Here is a 26,077-nt window from a genome sequence, read left to right on the forward strand (position 1 = left end):
CAGGTCTTTTTCAGCCCGATGCAGCGCGAATTTTATAATGAATGTGACCGACCTTGAGCTTCCCGGCGTGAAGATCATCGAGCCGAGACGGTTCGGTGACGATCGTGGCTGGTTCAGCGAGACGTATAATCAAAAAGCGCTCGCAGCTGCGGGTGTCGATCTGGAATTTGTTCAGGACAACCATTCCTATTCGCGCGATGCGGGCACGTTACGAGGCCTGCACTATCAGGCGCCGCCCTTTGCCCAGGACAAGCTGGTGCGAGTTGTCCGCGGCTCGGTGCTCGATGTCGCGGTCGATGCCAGGAAAGGGTCGGCGACCTATGGCCGATGGGTCAGCGCGACCTTGTCGGCCGAAAACGGCAAGCAGATTCTCGTCCCGGCCGGATTCCTGCACGGCTTCCTCACCTTGGAACCGGATACTGAAGTTGTTTACAAGGTCACAAATTTCTACTCGGCCGAGTGCGACGGCTCGGTCCGCTGGAACGATGCGGACCTGGCCATCGACTGGGGAAAGCTGGATGGCGAGCCGGTGCTCTCGGGCAAGGACAAGGACGCGGTGACGTGGGCCGAGTTCGACTCCCCGTTCAGCGTTTAGCCCGAACTCACGCGCGCCAGTGTGGTCTGACAGGAAGATGAGGGGACAATGAAAATTCTTGTCACAGGCGGGGCCGGCTTTATCGGCTCGGCAGTGGTCCGAACCGCGGTTGAGCGCGGGTTCGACGTCGTCAATCTCGACAAGCTCACCTACGCTGCCAACCTGGACAATGTGAAAGACCTGGCGCCAGCTCGCCACGCGTTCGAGCAGGTCGATATCTGCGACCGGGCCGCGCTCGACGAGGTGTTCAGGCGCCACCAGCCGGACACGGTGATGCACCTGGCGGCAGAATCCCATGTGGACCGGTCGATCGACGGGCCGTCCGACTTCATCGAGACCAATATCGTCGGCACCTACACGCTGCTCGAAGCCAGCCGGGCCTATCTGGCCGGCCTGGACAGCGCGCGGGCCGCGGCCTTCCGCGTCCACCATGTATCGACCGACGAGGTCTACGGTACGCTGGGCGATACCGGACAGTTCACCGAGGAAACCGCCTACCGGCCCAATTCGCCATACTCGGCCAGCAAGGCGTCGTCGGACATGCTGGTGCGCGCCTGGGGCGAGACTTTCAATCTGCCGGTCGTCATTTCCAATTGCTCCAACAATTACGGACCTTACCAGTTTCCTGAAAAGCTGGTGCCCGTCGTCATCCTCAATGCGCTCGCCGGCGAACCCATTCCCGTCTACGGCAAGGGCATGAATATTCGTGACTGGTTGTATGTCGAGGATCATGCCGACGCACTGCTGACGATTCTCACGCGCGGCGAGCTGGGCGAGACCTATAATGTCGGCGGCAATAACGAGGTGAAGAATATCGAACTGGTGCGGACGATCTGTGCGATCCTTGACGAGATTTCACCGCCCGCGAGCGGCCGGTATGAAGACCAGATCACCCATGTGACCGACCGGCCGGGACATGATTTCCGGTATGCGATCGACGCGACCAAGATCAAGCGCGAGCTCGGCTGGGAACCGCGTGTGACGGTGGAGCAGGGCCTGCGTCAGACCGTTCAATGGTATCTCGACAATGCGTGGTGGTGGCAGGCGGTCGAGGCGCGCAATGGAACCGCCCGCAAGCGGCTGGGCCTTTCGGTCCCGGAGCGGGCCAAGTGACATCCATTCTCCAGATCGGCGCGAACGGGCAGGTCGCGAGCGAGCTGCGTCGGCAGCTCGCTGCTTCGGGCGTCGCCCATCAGGTGCTGGCGCGGCCCGAGCTGGATATGGCCGAACCTGCCAGTGTCGAGCGCGCCATAGACGCGGCTGAGCCTTTCGACATTCTGATCAACTGCGCGGCCTACACCGCGGTCGATCGCGCAGAAGAGGAAGAAGAGCTCGCCCGGGCAGTCAATGCATTGTCGGTGGAGGCGGCCGCCAGGGCCTGCAAGCGTCGCGGCGCGGCGATGATCCACATCTCGACCGATTATGTCTTCGATGGCGAGAAAGATGGCGCATATACCGAGGATGACCCGGTCGCACCGATCGGCGCTTACGGGCGGACCAAGCTCGAAGGCGAGCAGCGCCTCGCCGACGTGCTGGACCGCTTCGCCATCGTGCGCACGGCCTGGGTCTATTCCCATCACGGAAACAACTTCGTGAAGACCATGCTGCGCGTGGGGCGCGAGCGCGACGCTCTGCGAGTGGTGGACGACCAGCATGGCAGCCCCACACAGGCCGGTGACATTGCGCGCATGCTCGTGGCGGTAGCCGGCCAGATGGACAAGCCGGGCGCCGGCGGCATCTATCATTATTGCGGTGCGGGCGAGACCAGCTGGTGCGGTTTCGCGCGGGAAATCTTCGAGCAGACCGCCGGGTGGGCCTTCGCTGCGCCCCATGTTGAAGCGATCGAGACAAAGGACTACCCCACTCCGGCCCGTCGTCCGAAGAATTCGGTCCTGTCGACATCGAAGATTGAGCAGCAATTTGCCATCGAGCCGCGGGACTGGCGGGACGCCCTCGCCGAGACGCTGCGGGAACTGGTCAGTAACGAGGATGCGAGCCACCATGCGTAAAGGGATCATTCTGGCCGGGGGGGCTGGAACTCGGCTTCACCCGATTACTCGCGCCGTGTCCAAACAGCTTCTGCCGGTTTATGACAAGCCGATGATCTACTACCCGCTATCGGTCCTCATGCTGGCCGGTATCCGGGACATCCTGATCATCACGACCGAGCATGACCAACCGCTCTTCAGGCATCTGCTCGGCGATGGATCGAGCCTGGGTCTGAGCTTCTCCTACATCGTGCAGCCGAAACCTGACGGGCTGGCGCAAGCCTTTATCCTTGGCGAGGAATTCCTGGACGGAGCGCCGAGCGCACTGGTGCTGGGCGACAACATCTTCCATGGCGAAGGCTTCTCGAAGATCCTCAAGAACGCCAGCGCGCAAGACGACGGCGCAAGCGTCTTCGCCTACCGCGTCAACGATCCCGAGCGCTATGGCGTGGTCGAGTTCGACGAGACGGGGAAAGCCAAGAGCCTCGAGGAAAAGCCGGCCAAGCCGAAATCGAATTTTGCAGTCACCGGCCTGTATTTCTACGATGGACGCGCCCCGCAAATGGCGCGTGAGGTCAAGCCGTCTGCCCGCGGCGAGCTGGAAATCACCACACTGAACGAGATGTATCTCGAACAGGGCGCCCTGAACGTCCAGACACTGGGACGCGGCTTTGCCTGGCTCGATACCGGCACCCACGACGCGCTGCTGCAGGCGGCCGAATATGTGCGCACCATCGAGGAGCGCCAGGGGCTTCGTGTCGGCTGTGTGGAGGAAATCGCCTTCCGCAATGGCTGGATCGACGCGGGCCAGCTGCGCGCCCTCGCCAAAGAATTTCCGAAGAATCCCTACTGCAAGTATCTCGCCTCGGTCGCCAAAGAAGGCCGGTAAACCTGCGCAGCGTGTGAAACTCTGAAACGAATTGTGTCACGCTGGCAGGCTGACGCGGTCTTCGGCCTGCTCTAGGAGAAGCCCTCGGCGCTAACCTCTAGGACGTATTCGATGTGTGGCATTATCGCGGTAACCGGGCGGCCTGACGCAGCCCGAGTCCTCATTCAGGGACTGGAGCGTCTTGAGTATCGCGGCTACGATTCCGCCGGGCTCAGCGTGACAGACGGCGAGGGCGGGATCGTCCGGGTCCGCGTGGCCGGCAAGGTCAACGAGCTGAAAGCAGCCTGGAATTCGCGCGAGGCCGGCTCATGCGGCATCGCGCATACACGCTGGGCTACCCACGGTCCCGCGACCGAGGCCAACGCGCATCCGCACACGGCCGGACGCGTCCACGTTGTGCATAACGGCATCATCGAAAACTATCGCAGTTTGCGGGAGGCGACGACCAAGGCCGGGGCGACCTTCCATAGTCAGACCGATACCGAAGTCATTGCCTGGCTCTACGCGGCTGCGCTCGAAGAGAGCAATGACGTGGTCGATGCCTTTCAACGCACCGTACGCAAGCTGGAGGGCGCCTATTCTCTCGCGGTCATGGTCGATGGCGAAGACGATCTGCTACTGGGGGCACGGCGGGGGGCGCCGCTGCTTGCCGGTTTCGACGACACGGCGGGCTATTTGGCATCCGATCCACTCGCGCTCGCCGGCGAGGCCCAGTCGCTGATCTTTCTGGAAGACGGCGAGATTGCCGCGGTTCGTCCGGGCCGGGTCGACATCACCGATCTGACCGGGCGCGCCGTCACCCGGCCGGTTCAGCCCGCGCAGCTCTCCCCGGTCCTGGCGGAGAAGGGCAGCTACCGCCATTTCATGGAGAAGGAGATCCACGAGCAGCCCGAAGTCGTGGCGCGCACGCTGGGCGCCTATGTGGATCAGGTGGAAAATACCATACGCGCCCGCGACGGGCTCGACTTCTCCAAGGCCAGCCGCCTCCTGATCGTGGGCTGCGGGACGGCAGCCTATGCCGGTGAAGTCGCCGAGTACTGGTTTGAACGCATTGCGCGCTTGCCCACCGAGGTCGATATCGCGTCGGAGTTCCGCTATCGAGACCCGGCATTTCTGGAGGGTGACGTTGCCCTTTTCATCTCCCAGTCCGGGGAGACCGCTGACACGCTAGAAGCCATGCGTCTGTGCAAGGCGGCGGGCCTGATCACGGTTGCGCTGGTCAACACAGCCCATTCGACCATGGCGCGCGAGGCCGACATCGTGGCCCCGACGCTGGCCGGGCCGGAAATCGGCGTCGCATCGACCAAGGCGTTCAGCTGCCAGCTGGCAGCGCTCGCCTGCCTGGCGGTGCGTGCCGGAATCGAACGCGGTCATCTGGATACAGCTTCTGTGACCGATCATGTGGCCCAGCTCATGGCCATCCCTGGCACGATGTCGGAGGCGTTGCGCGCAGACGGGCAGATCGACCAGCTTGCCCGCGATCTCAGCCGCAGCGAGATCGTGCTGTATCTTGGCCGCGATCAGTATTTCCCGATGGCCCTGGAAGGCGCACTGAAGCTGAAGGAAATCAGCTACATTCACGCCGAGGGCTATGCGGCGGGCGAGCTCAAGCACGGTCCGATCGCGCTGGTCGAAGAGGGGGTGTCGGTCATCGTGCTGGCGCCGAGCGATAGCCTGTTTGCCAAGACGCGCTCCTCTATCGAACAGGTGCGCGCACGCGGTGCGCACGTCCTGGCCCTGACCGACGAGGCTGGCGCCGAGGCGCTGGAGGGACTGGTGCAGGCCAGCATCCTGCTCCCCGCGGCACGCGGCGCGGCCAATTTGATGTCTGCAGCCGTGGCCGTGCAGCTGATCGCCTACCACGTCGCCGTTCACAAGGGGACGGACGTCGATCAACCGCGCAATCTCGCCAAATCGGTCACCGTAGAATAGCGAAACCATTCGTGATTTTATCGCTGGCGCGGGTCCGGCTACTCCCGCGCCGCACCGCATTATTTGCCCGCAGACAGGACCTAGCTCCGTGACAGACATGATCCCGTTTATCGACCTGGCCGCCCAACGTGCGCGTATCAAGGATGATCTCGACCGGCGCATCGCCAAGGTGATCGAGGAAGGACGCTATGTCCTCGGCCCGGAGGTTCAGGAGCTCGAGACGCGGCTCAAGGAGTTCGGCCGGGCGCCCCATGCGCTGGCGTGCGCCAACGGCACTGATGCCCTGGTCCTCCCGCTAATGGCGTGGGGCCTGAAGCCGGGCGATGCGGTGTTCGTGCCAAGCTTCACCTTCGCGTCCACCGCAGAAGTCGTGCCCTGGCTGGGCGCGACGCCGGTATTCGTCGATATCGATCCGGACACGTATTGCATGGACCCGGCTTCGCTGGAGGCAGCGATCGAGAGTGTCGTGGAGGCGGGTGAGCTCAATCCAGTGGCCGTGATCGCGGTGGACCTGTTCGGTCAGCCGGCCGACTATCCGGCCATCAGCGCGCTGACCCGGCGCCACGGACTCAAGTTGATTGCCGATTCCGCGCAGGGCTTCGGCTGCACGCTCAACGACGAACATCCGATTCACTGGGCCGACGTGGCCACGATCAGCTTCTATCCGGCCAAGCCGCTCGGCTGCTACGGCGATGGCGGGGCGATCCTGATGCGCGACGCTGCCGACTACGCGACCATCAAGTCGCTGCACGTGCACGGGGAAGGTTCCGACCGCTACGAATATGCCCGGATCGGCATGAATTCGCGACTCGACACGATCCAGGCCGCGATCCTTCTGTCGAAGATGGACGTGTTCGAAGACGAGATCGCCAAACGCAACGAGGCGGCCCAGCGCTATGCGATGGGCTTCGGCAATGCGGTCAAGCCTCACCACGTCATCGCGGGCGGCCGGTCGGTCTGGGCGCAGTACACGATCGAAGTCGATGATCGTGACGCGTTCCGCAAGGCGATGGCCGATCAGGGTGTGCCCACGGCAGTCTATTATCCGCGCCCGTTGCACACGCAGCCGCCCTATGCGCGCTATCCCAAGGCGCCTGGCGGTCTTCCGGTCACCGAAGCGGCTGCCGATCGTGTCGTCTCCTTGCCGATAGACGGCTATCTGGACGGCGAGCGCCAGCAGCGCGTGATCGACGCGATCCGCAACACGCTGGGCTGACCGGGTCCCTTGTTGGCTGCGGCCCGGTACGCCGATGCGCGGCCGGGCCGTGCCCATCCTGTGTCCGCATACGGCAAGCCCGCGTTGCCGCCGGCAAAAGCATTCCTTTTTTGATTTCAGGCGTGGCTACGAGTAGCACTGCGCCATCTGGCGGTTTTCCAGGATAGTCATGAGCGACATTCAACAGACTCTGCGCGCCTATGCCGAGCGCTTCACGACGCGGCCGCGAGCGCGCGCGCCGCTCTCGGCGCATTTGCGCGAGCTGGAGGCGGAATCGATCTTCATCATGCGCGAAGTGGCGGCCGAGTTCGAGCGGCCGGTCATGCTGTATTCGATCGGTAAGGACTCTGCCGTGATGTTGCATCTGGCGCTGAAGGCCTTCTATCCCTCGCGCCCGCCCTTTCCACTTCAGCACGTCGATACGACGTGGAAGTTCAAGGACATGATCACCTATCGCGACACGCTCGCCGAAGCGCTTGGCCTGGAATTGCGCGTGGAGATCAACGAAGAGGGCGTGGCGCGCGGGATCAATCCGATCGGGTCGGGTTCCAACCTGCACACCCAGGTCATGAAGACCGAGGCTCTGCGCAATGCGATGAACAAGCATCGCTATGATGCAGCTTTTGGCGGCGCACGCCGCGACGAGGAGAAATCGCGCGCGAAGGAACGTATCTTCTCCTTCCGCGACGCCAATCACGGCTGGGATCCGCGCAACCAGCGCCCGGAACTCTGGCGAACCTTCAACACCCGGATGAAGCCCGGCGAGAGCATTCGCGTCTTCCCGCTCTCCAACTGGACCGAGCTGGATATCTGGCAATACATCCTGGAAGAAGACATTCCGATCGTCCCGCTCTACCTGGCCGCCGAGCGTCCGACGGTGGAGCGCAACGGTCAGATTTTCATGCTGGACGATGACCGCTTCCCGCTGGAGCCGGGCGAGACGGCCCGCCAGCGCATGATCCGCTTCCGCACGCTGGGCTGCTACCCGCTGACTGCCGCGGTGGAATCCAGCGCCGCCACGCTGGAGGACATCGTCATGGAGATGCTGACCGCGCGCACCTCCGAGCGCTCCGGCCGGCTGATCGATCATGACGAGTCCGGCTCGATGGAAAAGAAAAAGCGCGAGGGTTATTTTTGATGCGCCTCGAAGAAACCCGGGAGCAGCTCGTCGAACGCCTGACCCGGTCCGGTGACAAGGGCGTTCTGCGCTTCATCACGTGCGGATCGGTCGATGATGGCAAGTCCACGCTGATCGGGCGCCTGCTTTACGATTCCAAGCTGATCTTCGAAGACCAGATTTCCACGCTGGAAAAGGACAGCCGCAAACACGGCACGGCGGGCGAGGAGATCGACTTCGCGCTCCTGCTTGACGGGCTCGAGGCCGAGCGCGAGCAGGGCATCACGATCGATGTTGCCTATCGCTTCTTCAACACCGAGACTCGCAAATTCGTGGTGGCCGATACGCCCGGCCACGAACAATACACGCGCAACATGGCTACCGGCGCCTCGACCGCCGATCTCGCGGTCATTCTGGTCGATGCGCGTAAGGGTGTGCTCGTCCAGACGCTGCGCCACACCTACATCGCCAACATGATGGGCATTCGCCATGTCGTCCTGGCGGTCAACAAAATGGACCTGGTCGATCATTCGCGCGCCCGCTTCCACGAGATCGTCGCCGAATATCTGAAGACGGCCGATGGCCTCAATTTCGAGACGATCACCGCCATCCCCATGTCGGCGCGCTATGGCGACAATGTCAGCCACACGTCCGAGGCGATGGACTGGTATACCGGCCCGACCCTGCTGGCTCATCTCGAAACGGTCGAGACCGCGCGCGACGAAGCCAGCCAGCCCTTCCGCTTTCCGGTGCAATGGGTCAACCGGCCAAATCTCGATTTTCGCGGGTTTTCCGGCACCGTGGCGTCCGGCCAGATTGCCGTCGGCGACGAGATCGTCGTCGCGGCGGCCGGAACCAGGGCGGTGCTGCAACGCATCGTCACCGCCGACGGCGACCAGGAAGCCGCCCGTGCCGGCCAGGCCGTCACACTCGTGCTGGATCGTGAGATCGACATATCGCGCGGCGATGTTCTCAGTGGCGCCGACGACCGGCCGCAGGTCTCCAGCCAGTTCGCGGCCGAAGTCCTCTGGATGCATACGGACGAAATGCTGCCCGGCCGGTCCTACTTGCTGAAAGCCGGCGGCCAGACGACCCCGGTTTCGGTCACGACGCTGAAGCACAAGCTGGACGTGAACACGTTCGACAAGGAGCCGGCGCGCAAGCTGGAGCTCAACGAAATTGGCGTTTGCAACCTGTCGACCTCCAGGCCGATCGCATTCGATGCGTATAAGGACATTCGGGAAACGGGTTCGTTCATCCTGATAGACCGATATACGAATCTGACGGTCGGCGCGGGCATGATCGAGTTCGGGCTGCGCCGGGCGACGAACGTGCACACCCATGCGATGGACGTGACCAAGACGCGCCGCGCCGAGATCAAGCATCAAAAGCCGGCTATACTCTGGTTCACCGGCCTGTCGGGTGCGGGCAAGTCGACCATCGCTAACCTGGTCGAGCGCAAGCTGACCGAAGCCGGTCACCACACCTATTCGCTCGACGGGGACAATGTGCGCCACGGGCTGAACAAGGATCTGGGCTTCACCGACGCCGACCGGGTGGAGAATATCCGCCGGATCGGGGAGGTCGCGCGCCTCTTCGTGGACGCCGGCATGATCGTGACCTGCTCCTTCATCTCGCCCTTCCGATCCGAGCGTCGGATGGTGCGCGAGCTGGTCGGCGAAGACGAGTTCATCGAGGTTTTCGTCGATGCGCCATTGGAGGTCTGCATCGCCCGCGATCCCAAGGGCCTCTACAAGAAGGCCCAGGCCGGCGAGATCAAGAATTTTACGGGCTTTGACAGCCCCTATGAGGCGCCCGAATCGCCCGAGCTCCATGTCAGGACGGCCGATCTGTCAGCCGAAGATGCGGCCGAGCAGGTCATAGAGGAACTGAAGAAGGCTGGGCGCCTCGGCTAGGCGCCAGCCGCGCTTGCCGCTGATACGCTAGCCCTGCGGTTTTCCGGGCTCGGGCGTGGCCCATGCCACGAAAGCTCCGTTCAGATAGTTCTGCTCGGATTTGGCGTAGAGGAATTCGGACCCGTCCGGCGCGCTGACGCAGCCCCCGGCGGCATTCAGCACGCCATGTCCGGCTCCGGTGTCCCACTCGCAGGTCGGGCCGAAGCGCGGATAGAGGTCGGCGCGTCCTTCCGCGATCAGGCAGAATTTGAGCGAGGAGCCGGCGCTGACCTTTTGTGTGACGCCGTGGCGGTCGGCAAAGTCTTGCGTCTGCTGGTCCGCATGGGAGCGGCTCATCACGGCAGTGAGACCGCCTGACGGGACCGGCCGGGTGGTGACCGGCTCCAGCGCTGCGGCATCGAATGTCTCGCCGGGCGACAGGGGGCCGGCCCAGGCGCGTGTGCCGCCGATATAGATGCGCTTCATCGCGGGCGCGTAGACACAGCCGGCCACGGGGCGGCGGCGCGAGATCAGAGCGATATTGATCGTGAACTCGCCATTCTTGTTGATGAATTCCTTGGTCCCGTCGACCGGATCGACCAGAAGGAAATCGCCGTCTATGTCCGGACGCACCCCGGCGGCATAGCTCTCCTCCGCAATGACCGGAATGTCCGGAAGGTCACGCGAAAGCCGGTCGAGGATCAGCATCTCGGCGCGCTTGTCGGCCGCAGTCACCGGCGACCGGTCAGCCTTCTGTTCCGGTGTGAAATCGGTGGCGTAAACCTCCATCACCGGCACGCTGGCCTGAGCGCAGATATCGCCGAAGAGAGCGGCGAGTTCGTCGGCCTCGCGGGGCATGGGCATCTCCAGATGTCGTGAGGTCTAGCCGGTCGTGCGCGTGATCGTGCCGTCGGCGCCGATATGGATACCGCACTCGGTCTTGTCCTGCCCCGCCCAGCGGCCGGCCCGCGGATCGTCGTCCGGGGCGACCGGAGAAGTGCAGGGCACACAGCCTACCGACAGATAGTTCTGTTTCAGGAGCGGATGCTGTGGCAGGCCGTGCTCGCGCGAATAGGCCCGCAACGCCTCCGCGTCCCAGTCGTAGAGCGGGTTGAGTTTCAACTTGCCGTCCTGGATCTCGACGCGCGGAATATCGGCGCGCTCGCCGCCATGATAGCGCTTTCGGCCGGACACCCAGACCTTGTAGGGCTGCAGCGCGCGTATGAGCGGCAATGTCTTGCGCACGTGGCAGCACAGGTCCGGATTGGTCTTGTGAAGGGTACCGTCGGGGTCGTCGGCCGCGATGTCGTGGGGGCTGGGCGTCAGGGAGCGCACATTCGTGAGCCCAAACCGCTCGGCCAGGCTGTCGCGATAGGCCAGCGTCTCGTCGAACAGCTGTCCGGTATCCACGAAGAGGACCGGCGTATCCGGGGCGATCTGCGCGGCCATGTGAAGGATAACGGCCGATTCCGTCCCGAAGGAGGAGACGACGCAGCTTTCGCCCTTGAAGATCTCGGCGAGGCAACGCTTGAGGGCGCCCTGGGCATCCAGGCCGGACAGGGCGGCCTCAAGGGCCTGGGCGCCGGCCTCGAGTGCGAGGCGATATTCCGATTTCAGCGAGGCCATGTCCGCCTTTCGCCGGCGCGCGTCCCGGCCGGTCTCTAGCTTGCGGTCTGGGCTTCGGCGCGCGTCTTGTTCCAGTAGGACACCGACGGGACTTTGGAACGGTCGCAGCGATCGGCGTATTTGCGCGCAATCTCGGTGACTTCTTCCATCAGGCCGGCTTCCAGCGTGATCGGCTTCAGGCCCATCGAAAGGAAGGTATCGTTCTCCACATGGAGCTCGTTCTCGTCGGCCTCGTTGCGCGGATTTGGCAGGAAGGCGACTTCCGCCTTCGTCAGGTCGGCGATCATCTTGGCCAGGTCGCGCACGCGGTGGGTCTCGGTCATCTGGTTCATGATGCGAACCTTCTCACCGGTCTGCGGCGGGTTTTCGACTGCAAGCTGGATGCAGCGAACCGTGTCCTGAATGTGGATGAAGGCGCGGGTCTGACCGCCCGTGCCGTGGACGGTCAGCGGATGCTCGACCGCAGCCTGCATCAGGAAGCGGTTCAGCACCGTGCCGTAATCGCCGTCATAATCGAAGCGGTTGATGAGGCGCTCGTCCTTGCGGGTTTCTTCGGTCTGCGTGCCCCAGACGATCCCCTGGTGCAGGTCGGTGATCTTCACCTTGTCGTTCTTGTTGTAGAAATAGAAGAAGAGCTGATCCTGCGTCTTCGTCATGTGATAGATCGAGCCGGGATTGGCCGGATAGAGGATTTCCTGATCCTTCAGGCCTTCCGATGTTTCGACCTTCACCTTCAGATAGCCTTCGGGAATCTTCATTCCCGCAGTGCCGTATCCGTAGACTCCCATCGTGCCCAGATGGACCAGGTGAATATCCAGCCCCGAATCGACAATCGCGGCCAGCACGTCATTGGTCGCGTTCAGGTTGTTGTCCACCGTGTAGCGCTTGTGGCGGGCCGACTTCATCGAATAGGGCGCCGCGCGCTGCTCGGCGAAATGGACGATGGCGTCCGGCTTTTCCGCAGCGATCAGGTCGACCAGTTCCTGATAGTCCTTGCCCACATTGAGGTCGACGAAGGCGATGTCCTTGCCCGACACCTCTTTCCAGGCGGCCAGACGCTTGTGCATCGGCTGAATCGGGGTGAGGCTCTCCACCTCGAGTTCAACATCGATCTTGCGGCGGGAAAGATTGTCGACAATGACCACGTCGTGACCACGCGCAGACAGATGCAGCGCCGAAGGCCAGCCGCAAAAACCGTCACCACCAAGAACGAGTACTTTCATGAGATAACTCCGCCGTGTCGGGGGCTGTCATGTTTGGATATTCAGCGGGTTCTGACAGGACGGATGCGTATATGCAAGCGTCTCGGGCCGTCTCTGCGCGCCTTCATGCGCACGCGCGCGCGCCGGAACGCCGTGTTCGACTCCTGGTTGTCTTCTGCTCGCCGACCTGAGTGCAGGGCGATACAGTGCTTGAACTTATCGCGCTAAAGCCTGATTTTAGAGCCATGAACGACACTGACGCGTCTCAAACATCGCCTGAGGATGCCTTCGAGGCTGGCCGCGAACGCCTGCAGCGTGCCATCGATGGCGTGCAGGTGCGGATCAAGGCGCTGCAGAGCCGCGCCGAGATTGCCGAGGGCGAGGCCAATGCCTCCCGCGACAGCGACGAGGACCGCGCCCGCCTTGCCGAGCAACTCGATGCCGCGCGCGCTCGCGAGAGTGCGCTCGGCGAGGCTGCCGAGGACGCGTCCCGGTCTCTGGACGAGGCAATCGAGGAGCTGCGCCGCACGCTCGGCCAGGATGAGGAGAGCGCGTAGGTGTCCAAGGTCACGATCTCGCTGAACGGACGCGCCTTCACCATTGGCTGCGAGGAGGGCCAGCAGGCCTATCTGCGCGAGCTTGCCTCCCATCTGGATTCCCATGTGCGCGACCTGGCGGAGAAGGTGGGTCAGATCGGCGAGTTGCGCCTCCTTCTGATGGCCTCGCTCATCGTGTCTGACGAATGGCGTGAAGCGCAGGGCCGGGTCGCGGAGCTCGAAGATGAGCTGATGGAGGCCAAAGGCCGCACCTCCCAGGCCGAGGCGCGCCGGCGCAACGATCGTGCCCAGGCAGCCGAGCTTTTCAATGCGGCGGCCGAGCAGCTGGAGGCGCTGAGTGCATCTGGCGAAGAGGCTTGAGAAAGATGTGCGCCGGGCCCATCTTCAGTGATGGCGGACACTGGAGCGTGCGTCGAGCATTCTCATCCCGGAGACCTTACGTTTCTGATAGGGAGCTGTCCCTGCCCTTGGCCGTGGCCTCGGGCACACGGCGCCCACCTGGTAATCCAGGTCATCGGGGATGTTCAGATGCTGACGGCGCAATCGGTTCCGCCACCCTGTTCCTGACTGTACGGCCCACGCCATGCTGAACCGCTGGCGCAAGGCTCGGGTTCGAAAAACCGCGACGGCTGCGCGCAAGGCGGCCTGGCAGGCCGATCCCAATGCCGGCCGACGCCTCGCCTCCCATTTTCCTGACAGCGCCTGGCCCTCGGTCGGAACGGTCGTGGGCGGCTATCGCCCCATCCGCGATGAAATCGATCCCACCCCGCTGATGGAAACCTTCTTCTGCGAGCAAGCGCGGCTGTGTCTGCCTTGCGTCGTCGCGCCGGATGCCCCCTTGGTATTTCGCGCTTACGAGCCGGGCGATCTTCTGGTGCGCGGGACCTTCAACGTCGAAGAGCCGTCGGGCCAGAGTCCGGAGTGCCGTCCGCTTCTCATCCTTGCCCCGCTTCTCGCCTTTGACGAGGCAGGCCGGCGCATCGGCTACGGTGCCGGGTTCTACGATCGCACGATCGAGGCCCTGCGCCGCCACCATCCAGTGACGGTGATCGGTCTGGCCTATGAGGCCCAGCGCGTGAAGACGGTGCCGGTCGATCGTCACGACGTGGCCCTGGACTGGATCGTGACGGAGGAGCGCGCCTATCGCGGGGCGATCTAGGCAGGGTCTGGCACAGCAAGCAGCATCATATCGCCGCATTGGAATCGCCTCGCGGGCGGCCTAGAAGGCGCTTTTCCAAGCCTGTCGCCGTGCAAGGATGTTTCGCCCCGTGGCCGCCGTGACCCATCAGACCGTGTTGTCGGTCAAGCATTACACAGACCGCCTGTTCGCGTTTCGCATTACGCGTCCGGCGAGCTTCCGCTTCCGGTCCGGCGAGTTTGTCATGCTGGGCCTCGAAGTGGACGGCAAACCGCTCCTGCGCGCCTACTCCATCGCCAGCCCGTCCTGGGACGAGGAACTGGAATTTTTCTCCATCAAGGTGCCCGACGGTCCGCTGACCTCGCGGCTTCAGGAAATCCAGCCGGGCGATGAAATCCTGCTCGCGACCAAGTCCGTCGGCACGCTGGTCCTCGATGCGCTGATGCCGGGACGCCGGCTCTACCTGTTGTCCACCGGCACCGGCGTGGCGCCGTTTGCCAGCATCGTGCGCGATCCTGAAACCTACGAGAAATTTGAGACCGTCGTGCTGACTCACACGACGCGCGAGGTCGCCGAGCTTGAGTATAGCCGCGAGCTGATCGAGCGCGTTCGCAATGATCCCCTCGTTGGCGAAGCAGCGGCCGGACGCCTGATCTACTATCCCAGCTGCACGCGCGAGACGTTCGAGCGTCAGGGGCGTATCACACGCCTGATCGACGACGGAACACTCTTCTCGGATATTGGGTGCCCGCCCTTCGATCCGGCCGAGGACCGTGTGATGATTTGCGGCTCGATCGAGATGATCGCCAGCTGCCGAACCCGCGTGGAAGGGGCCGGTCTGAGCGAAGGGTCGAACGCGCGACCGGGCGAGTTTGTTGTCGAGAAGTCTTTCGTGGGCTAGGTCCTGCGGTTCGCAACACAGAAAGCCTATCCATGCGCATCGCATTCTTTGGAGACGTCGTCGGCAAGGCCGGTCGCACGGTGCTGGCCGATGAGCTCGCCGGGCTGCGCAAGCGCCTCTCGCTCGATTTCGTGATCGTCAACGCAGAGAATGCCGCCGGGGGCTTCGGCATTACCGCCAAGACGGCCGAGGAGCTGTTCGATGCCGGCGCCGACGTCCTCACGCTGGGCAACCACTCCTTCGACCAGAGCGAGGCGCTCGGCCTGGTCGAGCGCGATTCGCGTATCCTGCGCCCGTGCAACTATCCCGAAGGGACCGCTCCGGGACGTGGATCGGGGCTCTACGATCTTCCCGACGGCCGGCGTGTTCTGGTGATGAACGTGCTGCTGCGCCTCTTCATGGAGTCGCTCGACGATCCGTTTCGCCGGGTCAGCGAGGAACTCGATTCCGCCCCGCTCGGCGCCGTTGCAGACGCGATCGTGGTGGACGCGCACGGCGAAGCGACCAGCGAGAAGAGCGCGCTCGGGGTCTATTGCGACGGACGGGCCAGCCTGGTGGTGGGCACACACACGCATATTCCCACGGCAGATGCGCGCATCCTTCCCGGCGGGACCGGGTACCAGACAGATGCCGGCATGTGCGGCGACTATGATTCCGTTATCGGGATGGACAAGGAAGAACCGGTCAGCCGCTTCGTGACGCACATGCGCTCCAGCCGGTTTTCGGCAGCCAGCGGTCCGGCGACGGCCTGTGGCACGTTTCTGGAAACCGATGACAGGACCGGACTTGCCCGCCGGGTCGAGCCGATCCGCATTGGCGGCGTGCTGGCAGGCCACGAGCCATCGGTGAGCTGAGCGCTAGCGCTCGCGGTAAGCGCGGAACCAGGGAGCAAATTCGGCGATCCCCTCGGCGAGCTCGGTCTGCGGCGCTTCGCCGTAATCGCGCACCAGTTTCGAGGTGTCGGCGCAGGTAAAGCTGACATCGCCGGGCTGGGCGGGAACGGCCTCGGTCTCGGCCTTGACGCCGAATGCCTGTTCCAGGGCTGCCACGAGATCCAGTGTCGAGACCGGGTGGCTCCCGCCGATATTGTACAGCGCGTTACGCGGCGGGGGCGTGTCGTCGAGGATCCGGCACACCAGCGGGACCACGTCTCCGACGAAGGTGAAATCGCGCTGGTTATGCCCGCCATTGAACAGGCGGATCGTCCCGCCCGTCAGCATCGCCTCCGAAAAACTCCAATAGGCCATGTCCGGGCGTCCGAACGGGCCATAGACGGTGAAGAATCGCAGCCCCGTCTGCGGCAGGCCGTAAAGATGGGCATAGGTGGCGCTCATCAGCTCGTCGGCGCGCTTGGTGGCGGCATAGAGCGAGACGGGATCGCCAAGGGGATCGTCTTCGCTGAACCGGCCTCCGCGCTCGCCATAGACCGAGCTTGAGGACGCATAAACCAGGTGATCGAGCCGGTCGCCCAGCGCGCGCGCCGCTTCCAGAACCGACAGGTGTCCGGACAGGTTGCTCCGGCTATAGGCAAACGGCGCGGTCAATGAATACCGTACCCCGGCCTGTGCGGCGAGATGCAGGATCCGGTTCGGTGCTTCCTTCACGGTCAGCGCGCGCAGGGCATCGGCGTCTGCGATGTCGAGCGTGTGGAAGCTAAAGTGCTTGAAGGCCGACAACTCAGCCAGGCGTGCCTGCTTCAGCCGGACATCATAATAGTCTGTCAGGCAGTCGACCCCGATCACGCGTTCTCCGCGCGCGAGCAGGCGTCTTGACGCGTGAAAGCCAATGAAACCGGCCGCCCCGGTCACCAGAATCGTCATGTCCTTTGGGTCTCTCCCCGAGCGAGACGCGGCATCCTAGGAGGCTTCCCCGCCCTGTCAACGCGGCCGGCCGGCTCGCGCTCCGGCCGCTTTGGTGGACACACTTGAAATCCGACATATGCCGTAATCTTAGGTTAAGCCGTAGGACGGTTAAATGAGGTCTCGATCGGAACGGAGATGCATGATGAGCCGGCTGCGCAACGCCCTCTTCCTGACGGTTTTCACCAGCGCTGCTCTCATGGCGGCAGGATGTGCTGGGGGCGGCGGTGGGGGACCGTCCGAAGGTCCGCTCTATACGCCGCCCGCTCCGCCGCCTGCGCCTCCTCCTCCTCCGCCGCCTCCACCCCCACCCCCGCCGGGTCCGCCCCCGAGCAGCTTTGAAACGGCGGAATATCTGCAGCAATCGGGCCTGGCCCAGATCAATGCCTCATCGGCCTACAGCTTCGGTGCAACCGGGCAGGGGATCACCGTGGCGGTCGTTGATACCGGCATCGACCTTGACGATCCCGAGTTTGCCGGCCGCATTGCGGCAACCAGCACCGATATCGTGGCGACGCGCAGCGCCGACGACACCGACGGTCACGGAACGGCCGTCGCCGGCGTCATCGCCGCGGCCCGGGACGGCGCTGTGATGCACGGCGTGGCCTACAACGCCACGATCATGGCGCTGCGGGCTGACGAGGTCGATTCCTGCTCCAGCGACGATGGCTGCCTCTTCGGCGACCGCGCGGTAGCCAGTGCGATCGACCATGCCGTGGCCAATGGTGCCCGGATCATCAACCTGTCGCTGGGACGCAATGCCGCCCTGAGCGACGAGGTGACGCGAACCTTTGCGGCCATGCGCCGGGCGACCTCGGCGGGCGTGCTCCTCGTCGTGTCTTCGGGCAACCAGGGCGATGACGAAACGGAACCCAGCGCCTCGCCCGGTTTTCCCGCGAATTTCGCAGGGGATCCGGGGGCGAACGGATTCGCCGTAGCCGTGGGGTCGGTCGACGGGTCCAATGTGATTTCCGACTTTTCCTATCGGGCCCGAGGAGTGGAGACCGCCTTTCTGGTAGCCCCTGGCGAACGCATTGCGGCGCCGAGCGAGACCGATGACTATTTCCTCTTTTCCGGCACTTCGTTTGCCTCCCCTCACGTTTCCGGAGCGCTGGCGCTGCTGCTTGAAGCCTTCCCGAATCTCGCCGGGGACGCCGCGCTCGACATTCTCTTCGAAACAGCGCTCGATCTGGGGGCACCCGGACCCGATTCAATCTACGGGATGGGTCTCATCGACCTTGAGGCAGCTTTCTCCCCTGTGGGCACCACCACGGCCCAGCTCCAGGGCGCTCAACCCGTCAGCCTGGCCCAGCTTCTTGCCGAGCCCTCCGGCGCGGCCGGCGACTGGGTCTGGGCCTCCGGACTGTTCGACCAGTCCATCCTGCGGGACGGTTACGATCGCGCTTTCCGGTTCGACCCGGCCGCTCCCGTGACGCCATCGGCGTCCGCTGAGACCGACCGCTTCGAGGCGGCGGCGCAGGCCGGGCTGACCCATATCTCGGCGAGCCGGGCGGGGCCGGCGTCCGTGACGCTGCGCCAGGCGCAGGACCGCATGCAAGCCCTGTCCAACCTGCCGGACGAACTCTACCGCGGAGAGACAGATATCGCGTTCGCCTTCACGCAAGGCCGTTTGACCGGTCGCGCGGGACGGGGCTTTTCCACGCCTGGCCCGCTTGAGGGCGCAGGCGGCTCGATCCTGTCTCAAGCGAGTTTTGCCGGTGGCGTAGCCCAGCTCTCCTCGCAACGAGGCTGGATGGCGATGGAATATGATCTCGAGCCCTTCACGCTCTCCCTGCGCTCGGCGGGCGGTGAAGGCTCCCGCTTCTCTGCTGCCGCGCTCAGCGTGAATGTAATGGGGCAGGCCTTCGGCTTTGAAACCGGAACCGGCCAGGAAGAGGGACGTGCGCTCGGGGGCGCGGTTCTCGCGCGCTTCGGCCGCCGCGATGAGGCGGAAAGCACGTTCAATGCTGCCTTGTGGTCCGGGCCGCTCGGTCTCGGCTGGCGCGGCGCAGCGCGTTTCGAGCAAGTGGAGAGCGAGCTTTCCATGCCCGGCTTCATCTCCGCCGGCGAGGCGGTATCGGCCAGTGCCTGGACGGTGGGACTCGACCGCCCGGTCGGCGCAGGTCAGTTCGGCCTGACCCTGTCCCAGCCGCTACGCGTGGAGGAGGGGACGATTCGCGCTCGCGTGGCGGTCGCCGTGGATGCCGAGAACCAGACCCTTTATGCCCTGCGCGAGGCTTCGCTCTCGCCTTCGGGCCGCGAGGTGTCGCTTGAAGCCGCCTACCACCTGCCCCTGAATGTGCACAGCAATGTCAGCGTGGCCGCCCGGTTCACCCGCGATCCCGGCCATGTCGCTTCGGCCGAAGACGCCGCCGCTGTCTGGCTCGGAGTCAGGACGCGTTGGTAGCGCGGGGTCGCGTCGGCAGAGCAAGGCTTGCATTCTGACGTGCGATCAGGAAGCTGTTCGCGCGTGCAGCACGTCTATGGGAGCGCGACATGTCCTCGACGCCGAATTTTAATGCCCTGCTTGTAGAAAATGTCCATGAGGACGCCGATCCGGCCCTGAAGTCCCAAGGCCCGGTCTCCATAGAGCGCGTCACCGGATCTCCTGACCGGGAGGCGCTTCTCAAGGCTGTGGGCGGATTCGATGTGCTGGGGATTCGCTCGCGTACCCAGATCGATCAGGCGCTTCTGGATGCGGCGACGGATCTCAAGGCGATCGGGTGCTTCTGCATCGGCACGAACCAGGTCGACCTGGAAGCGACTTCGCGCCGGGCGATTCCGGTGTTCAACGCCCCCTTCGCCAATACAAGGTCGGTGGCCGAGCTGACGATGGCCAGCGTCATCATGCTGATGCGCCGCATTCCGGAAAAGATGTTCGCGATTCGCGACGGAGGCTGGCTGAAAACCGCCGAGGGCGCGCATGAAGTGCGCAAGAAGAAGCTCGGCATTGTCGGCTACGGCAATATCGGTGCCCAGCTTTCCGTGATCGCCTCAGCCCTCGGCATGCACGTCTACTATTACGACGTCGAGCCCAAGCTCGCCCACGGCAATGCCCGTCCGGTCGAGAGCCTTGAGGCGCTGCTGGGCGAATGCGACGTGGTCACGCTGCACGTGCCGTCCACGCCGCGCACCAAGAACATGATGACGCGCGACCGCATCCGGGCGATGAAGCCGGGCAGCTTCCTGATCAATCAGGCGCGCGGCGATCTGGTCGACGTGGAGGCCCTCAGCGAAGCCCTGCGCGACGGCCATATCGCGGGCGCCGCCGTCGACGTGTTCCCGGTGGAGCCCAAGAGCAAGGACGAGGCGTTTGAAAGCCCGCTGCAGACCGCGTCCAACGTGATTTTGACGCCCCATATCGGCGGCTCGACGCTGGAAGCCCAGGCGGCAATCGGTCAGGACACCGGGCTGAAGCTTGCCAAATTCCTGTTTGAGGGCGCTACCCTGCACTCGGTCAACTTCCCGCAGATCGAACCGGGCCCCGTGCGCCAGGGCCGTTCGCGCCTGCTCGTGCCGCACCAGAACGTGCCGGGCTTCCTGCGCCGGCTCAACGATGTCGCCGAAAAGGCCGGTGCGAACGTCGCCGCACAGTTTCTCCAGACAGAGGGCGAGTTGGGCTACGCCATCGCCGATCTGGAAGGCCAGTTGCCGACCGACTTCCTGAAGCAGGTCGAGAGCCTCGAGGGCACGATCTGGGCGCGGCTGATCGTGGGTCAGGCGGAAGTGTAACCGCCTCTGCTCTGAGCGGCGGTCAGGCCTTCAGCGCGTTGACGATCGCGTCGACGGCCTCGGTGATCAGCTTGCGGTCGCCCTCGGCCATGACGCGTACCAGTGGCTCGGTGCCCGATTTGCGGACCAGGATGCGCCCTTTTTCACCCAGCTTGGCCTCGGCTGCTTCGATGGCCGACTTGACGCTGTCGCGTTCCATCGGCGCGGTACCGGGTTCGTAGCGGACATTCTTCAGCAGCTGCGGCGCGGGTTTGAACACGCGCAGGAGCTGGCTGGCCGGCTTGTCTGACTGGACCAGGAGCGAAAGCACCTGAAGCGCCGCGATCAGCCCGTCGCCGGTGGTCGCATAATCGCTCAGCACGATGTGCCCGGACTGCTCGCCGCCCAGATTGGCGCCGCTCTCGCGCATGCGCTCGACCACGTAACGGTCGCCCACCTGCGTCCGGTCCAGCGTCAGGCCTTCGGTTTCGAGAAACTGCTCGAGGCCCAGATTGGACATCTGCGTGGTCACGACAGAGTCGGTCGCCAGCAGCCCGGCGCGTTTCCATTCGCGCGCCAGAAGCGCGATCAGCTGGTCGCCGTCGATGACATGTCCGGTCTCGTCGCAAATGATCAGCCGGTCCGCGTCGCCGTCGAGCGCAATGCCGATGTCCGCGCGGTATCGCAGGACATTCTCGGCCAGTCCGCTGGGCGATACGGCCCCGCAATCCTCGTTGATGTTGAAGCCATTCGGTTCGCTGTTGATCGGAATCAGGTCCGCGCCGAGCTCCCACAGCACGTTCGGCGCGACCTTGTAGGCCGCTCCGTTGGCGCTATCGACCACGATGCGGAGCCCGGACAGACGCATCTGGCGCGGGAAGGTCGCCTTGACGATCTCGGTGTAGCGCGCCTGGCAGTCGTCCACGCGCTGGGCGCGGCCAAGATCGGCCGGCGCAGCCAGGCCTTCCGACATGTCGCCGTCCATGAAGGACTCGATTTCCAGCTCGGCCTCGTCTGACAGCTTGAACCCGTCCGGCCCGAACAGCTTGATGCCATTGTCCTCGTAGGGGTTGTGGGAGGCCGTGATCATGACGCCCATGTCCGCGCGCAGCGACCGGGTGAGCGTCGCGACGCCCGGCGTCGGCAACGGACCGAACTGGAACACGTCCATCCCCGCACTGGTGAAACCGGCGACCAGGGCGCTCTCGATCATATAGCCCGACAGACGGGTATCCTTGCCGATCACGACGGAGTGGCGCCGGCCCTCCTCGCGTCGGAAATGGCGCGCCGCGGCCATGCCGAGACGAAGGGCGGTCTCCGCGGTGATAGGAAACTGGTTCGTCGTCCCGCGTACGCCGTCCGTGCCGAAATATCGTTTGTTCATGAGGGGTCTCGAACTAGGGGACAGTCCGGCTGCGAAGCCTTAGACGAAAGACGCGCCGCCCGAGGCTTTCCAGTCGGACAGGAATGTCTCCAGCCCGCTATCGGTCTGGGGATGGCTGGCCAGCTGGTCGAAAATCTTCGGCGGCAACGTGGCCGCATCGCAGCCGGCCAGCGCCGCGGCCTCGACATGGGCCGTCGAGCGCAGCGAAGCGGCCAGGATCTGGGTCTCGTAGCCGAATGTGTCGTACACCGCTCGGATTTTGTGAAGCAGCTCGATCCCGTCACCGCCCGCATCCTCGACCCGGCCCACGAAGGGCGAGATGAAGGTCGCGTTCGCCTTGGCGGCCATCAGCGCCTGGTTCAGCGAGAAGCACAGCGTGACATTGGTGGGGATGTCCTCTTCGGCAAAGCGCGCGCAGCATGCGAGCCCGGCCTGGGTCAGGGGCAGCTTCACCACCACATTGCCCGCGATCTCGCGCAGGCGGCGGCCCTCTTTCAGCATCCCGTCCAGATCCGTTGCGACGACTTCCGCCGACACAGGCCCGTCCACGACGGCGCAGATCGCCTCGATCCGCTCGAGGATGTTGGCTCCCGATTTTGCAATCAGCGATGGGTTGGTCGTCACGCCGTCCACCAGGCCGGCCTGCATGCGCTGGCGGATTTCGTCGGTGTCGGCGGTATCGAGGAAAATCTGCATCGGGTTCGCGTCCTCAAATCAAGCTGGGTGCAGCCTAGCGCCTATTGCCCGTTTGGGAACAGGACTTCCCTGACAGTTCTCACCAGAATGACGATATCGCGCCACAGCGACCAGTTTCGCGCATACCAGTCGTCCAGCCGCGCGCGTTCGGTGAAGCTCGTGGCGTTGCGCCCGTTGACCTGCCACATGCCTGTCAGGCCGGGCCGGACACGCACATAGCTCTCCAGCGACGCGCCGTAGGCCGCCTGCTGGTCGATCGTCATCGGACGCGGACCGACCAGGCTCATCTCGCCGCGAACCACATTGATCAGCTGGGGCAGCTCGTCGGCGCTGATCTTGCGCAGAACCCGGCCGACCGGCGTGATGCGCGGGTCGCGGGTGAGTTTCTGATAGGTGTTCCACTCGCAGGCCGCCACCGGGTCGGCGCTGAGGATCTCGCCGAGGAGGCGGTCGGCGTCGACCGCCATGGAGCGGAATTTGAGACACTGGAAGATCTTCCCGTCCCGCCCGACGCGCGGCTGCGAATACAGCGCCGGTCCGCCATCGCGGCGCACCAGGACGGCGATCAGGACGAGCAGCGGGGAGAGCACGATCAGGCCGGCCCCTGCTGCCAGGGTTTCGAAGACGCGCTTGGCCGCGCGCGCCAGCGGACGGTTCAGGCTGTCGCTGATCTGGAAGACAAAGCCTTCGGTCGGCGGATAGTCGATGATGTCGACATTCTGCGTCGGTGCCGGCCCGATGGCCGGCTGGTAGAAATAGGCGGCACCCGATGCGCTCAGCCGGGCCACGATCCGGTTGGCAACCGGTTGGCTCCGCTCGTCCGGCGCCAGAAACAGGGTGCGGTCGGTCAGGCGCGACAGGCGCGCGCTCAGGGTACGGTCGTCCAGGCCTTCGAATCCGGCGAGGTCCAGCGTGCGCGTCACGGTGAGGCCGTGGTCGGTATTGTGCTCGATCAGCCGCGCGCGATCGGAGGCGATCGCCGCGGAGGTCAGAAGGGTCACCGGCTCCTGCCACCGTCCCGCGGCCAGCAGGAGCGCCCGGGCTGTCCAGCGCATCGCGAGGATCAGCACCGGCACGCTCGCCCAGAAGCCGGCGGTTGCACTTGTCAGGCGGGTTTCCTCGAACGAGACCTGCAGGGTCGAGGCGGCGAGAAAGGCCAGACCGCAAGCCATCAGGGCTGGGCGCACCATGTTGGCGAGAGCGTGACGGGCGCGGTAATGTCCCTTGGAGCGGAACCAGATCATGACCGCGAGGCACAGGCCCGCGCTGATGCCGGCGTGGACCGACACGGGCGCACCGTGTTGCGCATAGTCAAGCAGGGCCATCGAGATGAGGCCTGCGGCGCCAAACGCTAGCAGATCGGCCAGAATGAAGACACGCAGCACGTTGGAGCCCGCCGAGCGGGTCTTGTTCAGGGAATCGTAGGCCAGAGCTGCATCGAAATGGGTCACGAAATGGCGTCCTTCCGGTCTCCGGCGCGTCTTCTGCGCGCCTGAGCCGTCAGGTACGCAAGTCTTTTGCCACACCGGGTCCGGGCGCTGCGATCATCGCGGCCGCTAGCGCAAGCGACAGGGCGCCATGATGCCATTCCTGCCAGATCCCGAAGCCGAGCATCACGCTGACCAGCCAGTAGGTCACCATTCCAGCCGTCATCATGCACAGCACGCGCCCCGGCATATGCCGGCCGATCTCGCGGGCGGTCAGCACCAGGGTCGCGGCGATCAGAAGCGCGCCGACGAAGCCGGTATCCAGCCATATGGACAGTGCCGCGTTATGGGCATGCAGCGGCAGCAGATCGACCTCGAAGCCGCGCATGGGCTGGGTGGCGGTGATGGCGCGCGCCGAATCCAGCCCGTGGCCGAAGATCGGTTTCTCCCCGATAAGGCCGACGACGAAGTCCCAGATCTCGACCCGCCAGGCCCAGCTGAAGGGCAGGCTTTCGCGCATCGTGTCGGGAACGAGGCGGAGGCAGACCCCGAAAAGGAAGGGCGCGGTCACCAGCACCACCGCGACGACGACCAGTCCGGCCTGCAGTGTGCGCACTGGCCAGCGCCAGGCCGATGCGGCGAGCGCGATCGCCATCAGGGCGCTCACCAGATTGGCGTCCGTGGCGAGGGTCGACGCGGCGACCAGCGCCAGCACACCCATCGCGATGGCGGCCACTCTGAGCGGCCGCGTGCCTGCTCGCCAAAGCAGGATGATCGCCGGTATCGCGAGGATTTCGACAAAGAGCGCGCCGCGCCCCAGCATGCGGTTGGCCAGCGTCAGCAGGTCCTGCCGGTCGCTGGCATAACCCTCGACACCGATCTTGTAGCTGATGGTGACCGGCGCGCCGGCCAGTCCTTCGAACGTGATCATGAGCAGGGCCAGGATCGCCGACACGATCACCACGGGACGCAGGCGCACGCGGATCTCTTCCGGCGCCCTGTGCGCAATGAAGGGCAGGGCCAGGAAGAGCGGGGTGAGGAGGGCAAGCTTGATGGCCTGGTCCGGCCGGTCATAGGGCGACCAGGCGAAGCTGAGGACCAGCCAGGCAAGCGCCAGACCTGCTGCGATCAGGGCCGGGGATGGATTGCGAACCACCCGGTACAGCGCGCGGGGGGGCAGGCTGACAAGCGTTGCAAGCCCGGCCGTCGCGGCCAGGCCGAGCCCTCCCGCCACGGCAAACAGGCCTCCGAGCGGAAGCGCGACCCGCAGGGTCCAGAGGAAGCGGGCGAACACTATGCCGCGTCCTTCAGGATGGGGATGATGTCGCCGGGAGCGCGGTTCCAGGCCAGCAGGTCGATCCTGCCCGGCTCGATGCGGACCGCGCACAAATGGCCGGTCTTCACCTTGGCCTCTCCGGACGCGGCCTCCTCGCCAGCGAGACGTTCGTGGAAATAGCGCAGTATCCCGTTGGAGGTCACGATCAGCACGGCAGTGTCGGGCGAGAGATCGCCGGTCACCGACGCGAGCACGGCTTTCACGTTTTCACGCAGGGTTCCGGGCGACGGGCTCCAGCCCGCACCTTCCGGCACGATGGAGCGCTCGCGCCAGTTCTCGATCGCGTCGCGGCCCCAGCTCTCCTCGATCTCGCTGTCCGGCTTGCCGCCCCAGACGCCGTAGTCGATTTCCTTCAGCCGGTCGTCAATCTCCACCTCGGTGGTGAAGCCGCAGGTTTCGGCGGCCAGGCGCGCGCCGGTCCGGGTGCGCTTCAACGGGCCCGCGATGACGCGGTCCAGCGTAATCCCGCCATCGCGGATGGCCCGGCCGATCGCGCGCGATTGTCCCAGCCCGGTCTCGACCAGGGGCAGGTCCTCGTTCGCGCCGACCCAGACCGGGGTGTCGTCGGGACCGAACGTGTTGCCGTGACGAGCCAGGATCAGCAGCAT

The 26,077-nt window shown here is 64.6% G+C and carries 24 protein-coding genes and 1 other RNA gene; 16 read left to right on the forward strand and 9 right to left on the reverse strand.

Annotated features, from left to right (window positions below; translation table 11 throughout):
* Positions 1–37 precede the first annotated feature (37 nt).
* The 8 genes from rfbC (at position 38) to cysN (ending at position 9,653) form a co-directional block, all read left to right on the forward strand.
* Positions 38–595, forward strand: a complete 558-nt coding sequence (gene rfbC, locus PGP17_RS04675; RefSeq protein WP_270374427.1) for a dTDP-4-dehydrorhamnose 3,5-epimerase — start codon at positions 38–40, stop codon at positions 593–595.
* A gap of 48 nt (positions 596–643) precedes the next feature.
* Positions 644–1,708, forward strand: a complete 1,065-nt coding sequence (gene rfbB / locus PGP17_RS04680; protein ID WP_270374428.1) for a dTDP-glucose 4,6-dehydratase — start codon at positions 644–646, stop codon at positions 1,706–1,708.
* A complete protein-coding gene (rfbD, locus tag PGP17_RS04685) occupies positions 1,705–2,604 on the forward strand; it encodes a dTDP-4-dehydrorhamnose reductase (protein WP_270374429.1) in 900 nt (299 codons plus the stop codon). Before rfbB ends, rfbD begins: the two co-directional genes overlap by 4 nt.
* Complete coding sequence (gene rfbA, locus PGP17_RS04690) at positions 2,585–3,472, forward strand: glucose-1-phosphate thymidylyltransferase RfbA (protein ID WP_174235006.1); 888 nt, start codon at positions 2,585–2,587, stop codon at positions 3,470–3,472. Before rfbD ends, rfbA begins: the two co-directional genes overlap by 20 nt.
* Before the next feature lie 111 nt (positions 3,473–3,583).
* Complete coding sequence (glmS, locus tag PGP17_RS04695) at positions 3,584–5,404, forward strand: glutamine--fructose-6-phosphate transaminase (isomerizing) (RefSeq protein WP_135945216.1); 1,821 nt, start codon at positions 3,584–3,586, stop codon at positions 5,402–5,404.
* Between the two features lie 97 nt (positions 5,405–5,501).
* Positions 5,502–6,620: a DegT/DnrJ/EryC1/StrS family aminotransferase gene (locus PGP17_RS04700; RefSeq protein ID WP_270375006.1), complete on the forward strand. Its 1,119-nt coding sequence runs from the start codon at positions 5,502–5,504 to the stop codon at positions 6,618–6,620.
* 169 nt (positions 6,621–6,789) lie between these two features.
* Positions 6,790–7,758, forward strand: a complete 969-nt coding sequence (cysD, locus tag PGP17_RS04705) for a sulfate adenylyltransferase subunit CysD (RefSeq protein ID WP_270374430.1) — start codon at positions 6,790–6,792, stop codon at positions 7,756–7,758.
* Positions 7,758–9,653 carry a sulfate adenylyltransferase subunit CysN gene (cysN, locus tag PGP17_RS04710; protein WP_135945214.1) on the forward strand — a complete coding sequence of 632 codons (1,896 nt, stop codon included), beginning with the start codon at positions 7,758–7,760 and terminating at the stop codon, positions 9,651–9,653. The genes cysD and cysN overlap by 1 nt, the downstream gene beginning before the upstream one ends.
* 27 nt (positions 9,654–9,680) lie before the next feature.
* Here the strand turns inward: cysN and cysQ are convergent, their stop codons facing one another.
* From cysQ to PGP17_RS04725, 3 genes are read right to left on the reverse strand one after another with little or no spacing between them, the layout of a single operon-like run.
* A complete protein-coding gene (gene cysQ / locus PGP17_RS04715) occupies positions 9,681–10,490 on the reverse strand; it encodes a 3'(2'),5'-bisphosphate nucleotidase CysQ (protein WP_270374431.1) in 810 nt (269 codons plus the stop codon).
* Positions 10,491–10,514: 24 nt separating this feature from the next.
* Positions 10,515–11,258 carry a phosphoadenylyl-sulfate reductase gene (locus tag PGP17_RS04720; RefSeq protein WP_270374432.1) on the reverse strand — a complete coding sequence of 248 codons (744 nt, stop codon included), beginning with the start codon at positions 11,256–11,258 and terminating at the stop codon, positions 10,515–10,517.
* Between the two features lie 35 nt (positions 11,259–11,293).
* Positions 11,294–12,481 carry an NAD-dependent epimerase/dehydratase family protein gene (locus PGP17_RS04725; protein ID WP_270374433.1) on the reverse strand — a complete coding sequence of 396 codons (1,188 nt, stop codon included), beginning with the start codon at positions 12,479–12,481 and terminating at the stop codon, positions 11,294–11,296.
* Between the two features lie 224 nt (positions 12,482–12,705).
* Here PGP17_RS04725 and PGP17_RS04730 point away from each other — a divergent pair, with 224 nt between their 5' ends.
* The 6 genes from PGP17_RS04730 (at position 12,706) to PGP17_RS04755 (ending at position 15,910) form a co-directional block, all read left to right on the forward strand.
* Entirely contained in the window at positions 12,706–13,017 is a 312-nt protein-coding gene (locus PGP17_RS04730) for a DUF4164 family protein (protein ID WP_270374434.1), read from the forward strand.
* Positions 13,018–13,377, forward strand: coding sequence for a cell division protein ZapA (locus PGP17_RS04735; RefSeq protein WP_135945209.1), 360 nt, complete (start codon positions 13,018–13,020; stop codon positions 13,375–13,377).
* 34 nt (positions 13,378–13,411) lie between these two features.
* A non-coding RNA gene (ssrS, locus tag PGP17_RS04740) (6S RNA) lies at positions 13,412–13,571 on the forward strand.
* A gap of 29 nt (positions 13,572–13,600) precedes the next feature.
* Positions 13,601–14,176, forward strand: a complete 576-nt coding sequence (locus PGP17_RS04745) for a 5-formyltetrahydrofolate cyclo-ligase (protein ID WP_270374435.1) — start codon at positions 13,601–13,603, stop codon at positions 14,174–14,176.
* A gap of 97 nt (positions 14,177–14,273) precedes the next feature.
* Entirely contained in the window at positions 14,274–15,056 is a 783-nt protein-coding gene (locus PGP17_RS04750; RefSeq protein WP_442915121.1) for a ferredoxin--NADP reductase, read from the forward strand.
* Positions 15,057–15,088: 32 nt separating this feature from the next.
* A complete protein-coding gene (locus PGP17_RS04755; RefSeq protein ID WP_270374436.1) occupies positions 15,089–15,910 on the forward strand; it encodes a TIGR00282 family metallophosphoesterase in 822 nt (273 codons plus the stop codon).
* Between the two features lie 3 nt (positions 15,911–15,913).
* Here PGP17_RS04755 and PGP17_RS04760 read toward each other — a convergent pair whose 3' ends face one another.
* On the reverse strand, positions 15,914–16,876 hold the full coding sequence (locus PGP17_RS04760; protein ID WP_270374437.1) for an NAD-dependent epimerase/dehydratase family protein: 963 nt from the start codon (positions 16,874–16,876) through the stop codon (positions 15,914–15,916).
* A gap of 181 nt (positions 16,877–17,057) precedes the next feature.
* Between PGP17_RS04760 and PGP17_RS04765 the strand changes: the two genes are divergently transcribed.
* Both PGP17_RS04765 and serA read left to right on the forward strand, forming a co-directional pair.
* Positions 17,058–19,322, forward strand: a complete 2,265-nt coding sequence (locus PGP17_RS04765) for a S8 family peptidase (protein WP_270374438.1) — start codon at positions 17,058–17,060, stop codon at positions 19,320–19,322.
* Between the two features lie 89 nt (positions 19,323–19,411).
* On the forward strand, positions 19,412–20,647 hold the full coding sequence (serA, locus tag PGP17_RS04770; RefSeq protein ID WP_270374439.1) for a phosphoglycerate dehydrogenase: 1,236 nt from the start codon (positions 19,412–19,414) through the stop codon (positions 20,645–20,647).
* 22 nt (positions 20,648–20,669) lie between these two features.
* Here serA and glmM read toward each other — a convergent pair whose 3' ends face one another.
* The 5 genes from glmM to PGP17_RS04795 are packed head-to-tail and all read right to left on the reverse strand — an operon-like array spanning position 20,670 to position 26,077.
* On the reverse strand, positions 20,670–22,010 hold the full coding sequence (gene glmM, locus PGP17_RS04775) for a phosphoglucosamine mutase (RefSeq protein WP_135945202.1): 1,341 nt from the start codon (positions 22,008–22,010) through the stop codon (positions 20,670–20,672).
* Between the two features lie 39 nt (positions 22,011–22,049).
* A complete protein-coding gene (gene fsa, locus PGP17_RS04780; RefSeq protein WP_270374440.1) occupies positions 22,050–22,706 on the reverse strand; it encodes a fructose-6-phosphate aldolase in 657 nt (218 codons plus the stop codon).
* Positions 22,707–22,747: 41 nt separating this feature from the next.
* The gene (locus tag PGP17_RS04785; RefSeq protein ID WP_270374441.1) at positions 22,748–24,157 is read right to left on the reverse strand and encodes an exopolysaccharide biosynthesis polyprenyl glycosylphosphotransferase; all 1,410 of its coding nucleotides are present in this window, start codon (positions 24,155–24,157) and stop codon (positions 22,748–22,750) included.
* Between the two features lie 49 nt (positions 24,158–24,206).
* Positions 24,207–25,427, reverse strand: a complete 1,221-nt coding sequence (locus PGP17_RS04790) for an O-antigen ligase family protein (protein WP_270374442.1) — start codon at positions 25,425–25,427, stop codon at positions 24,207–24,209.
* Entirely contained in the window at positions 25,427–26,077 is a 651-nt protein-coding gene (locus PGP17_RS04795; RefSeq protein ID WP_270374443.1) for a histidine phosphatase family protein, read from the reverse strand. The genes PGP17_RS04790 and PGP17_RS04795 overlap by 1 nt, the downstream gene beginning before the upstream one ends.

It is taken from the genome of Marinicauda sp. Alg238-R41, assembly GCF_947331485.1.
GTDB classification, from domain to species: Bacteria; Pseudomonadota; Alphaproteobacteria; order Caulobacterales; family Maricaulaceae; genus Marinicauda; species Marinicauda pacifica.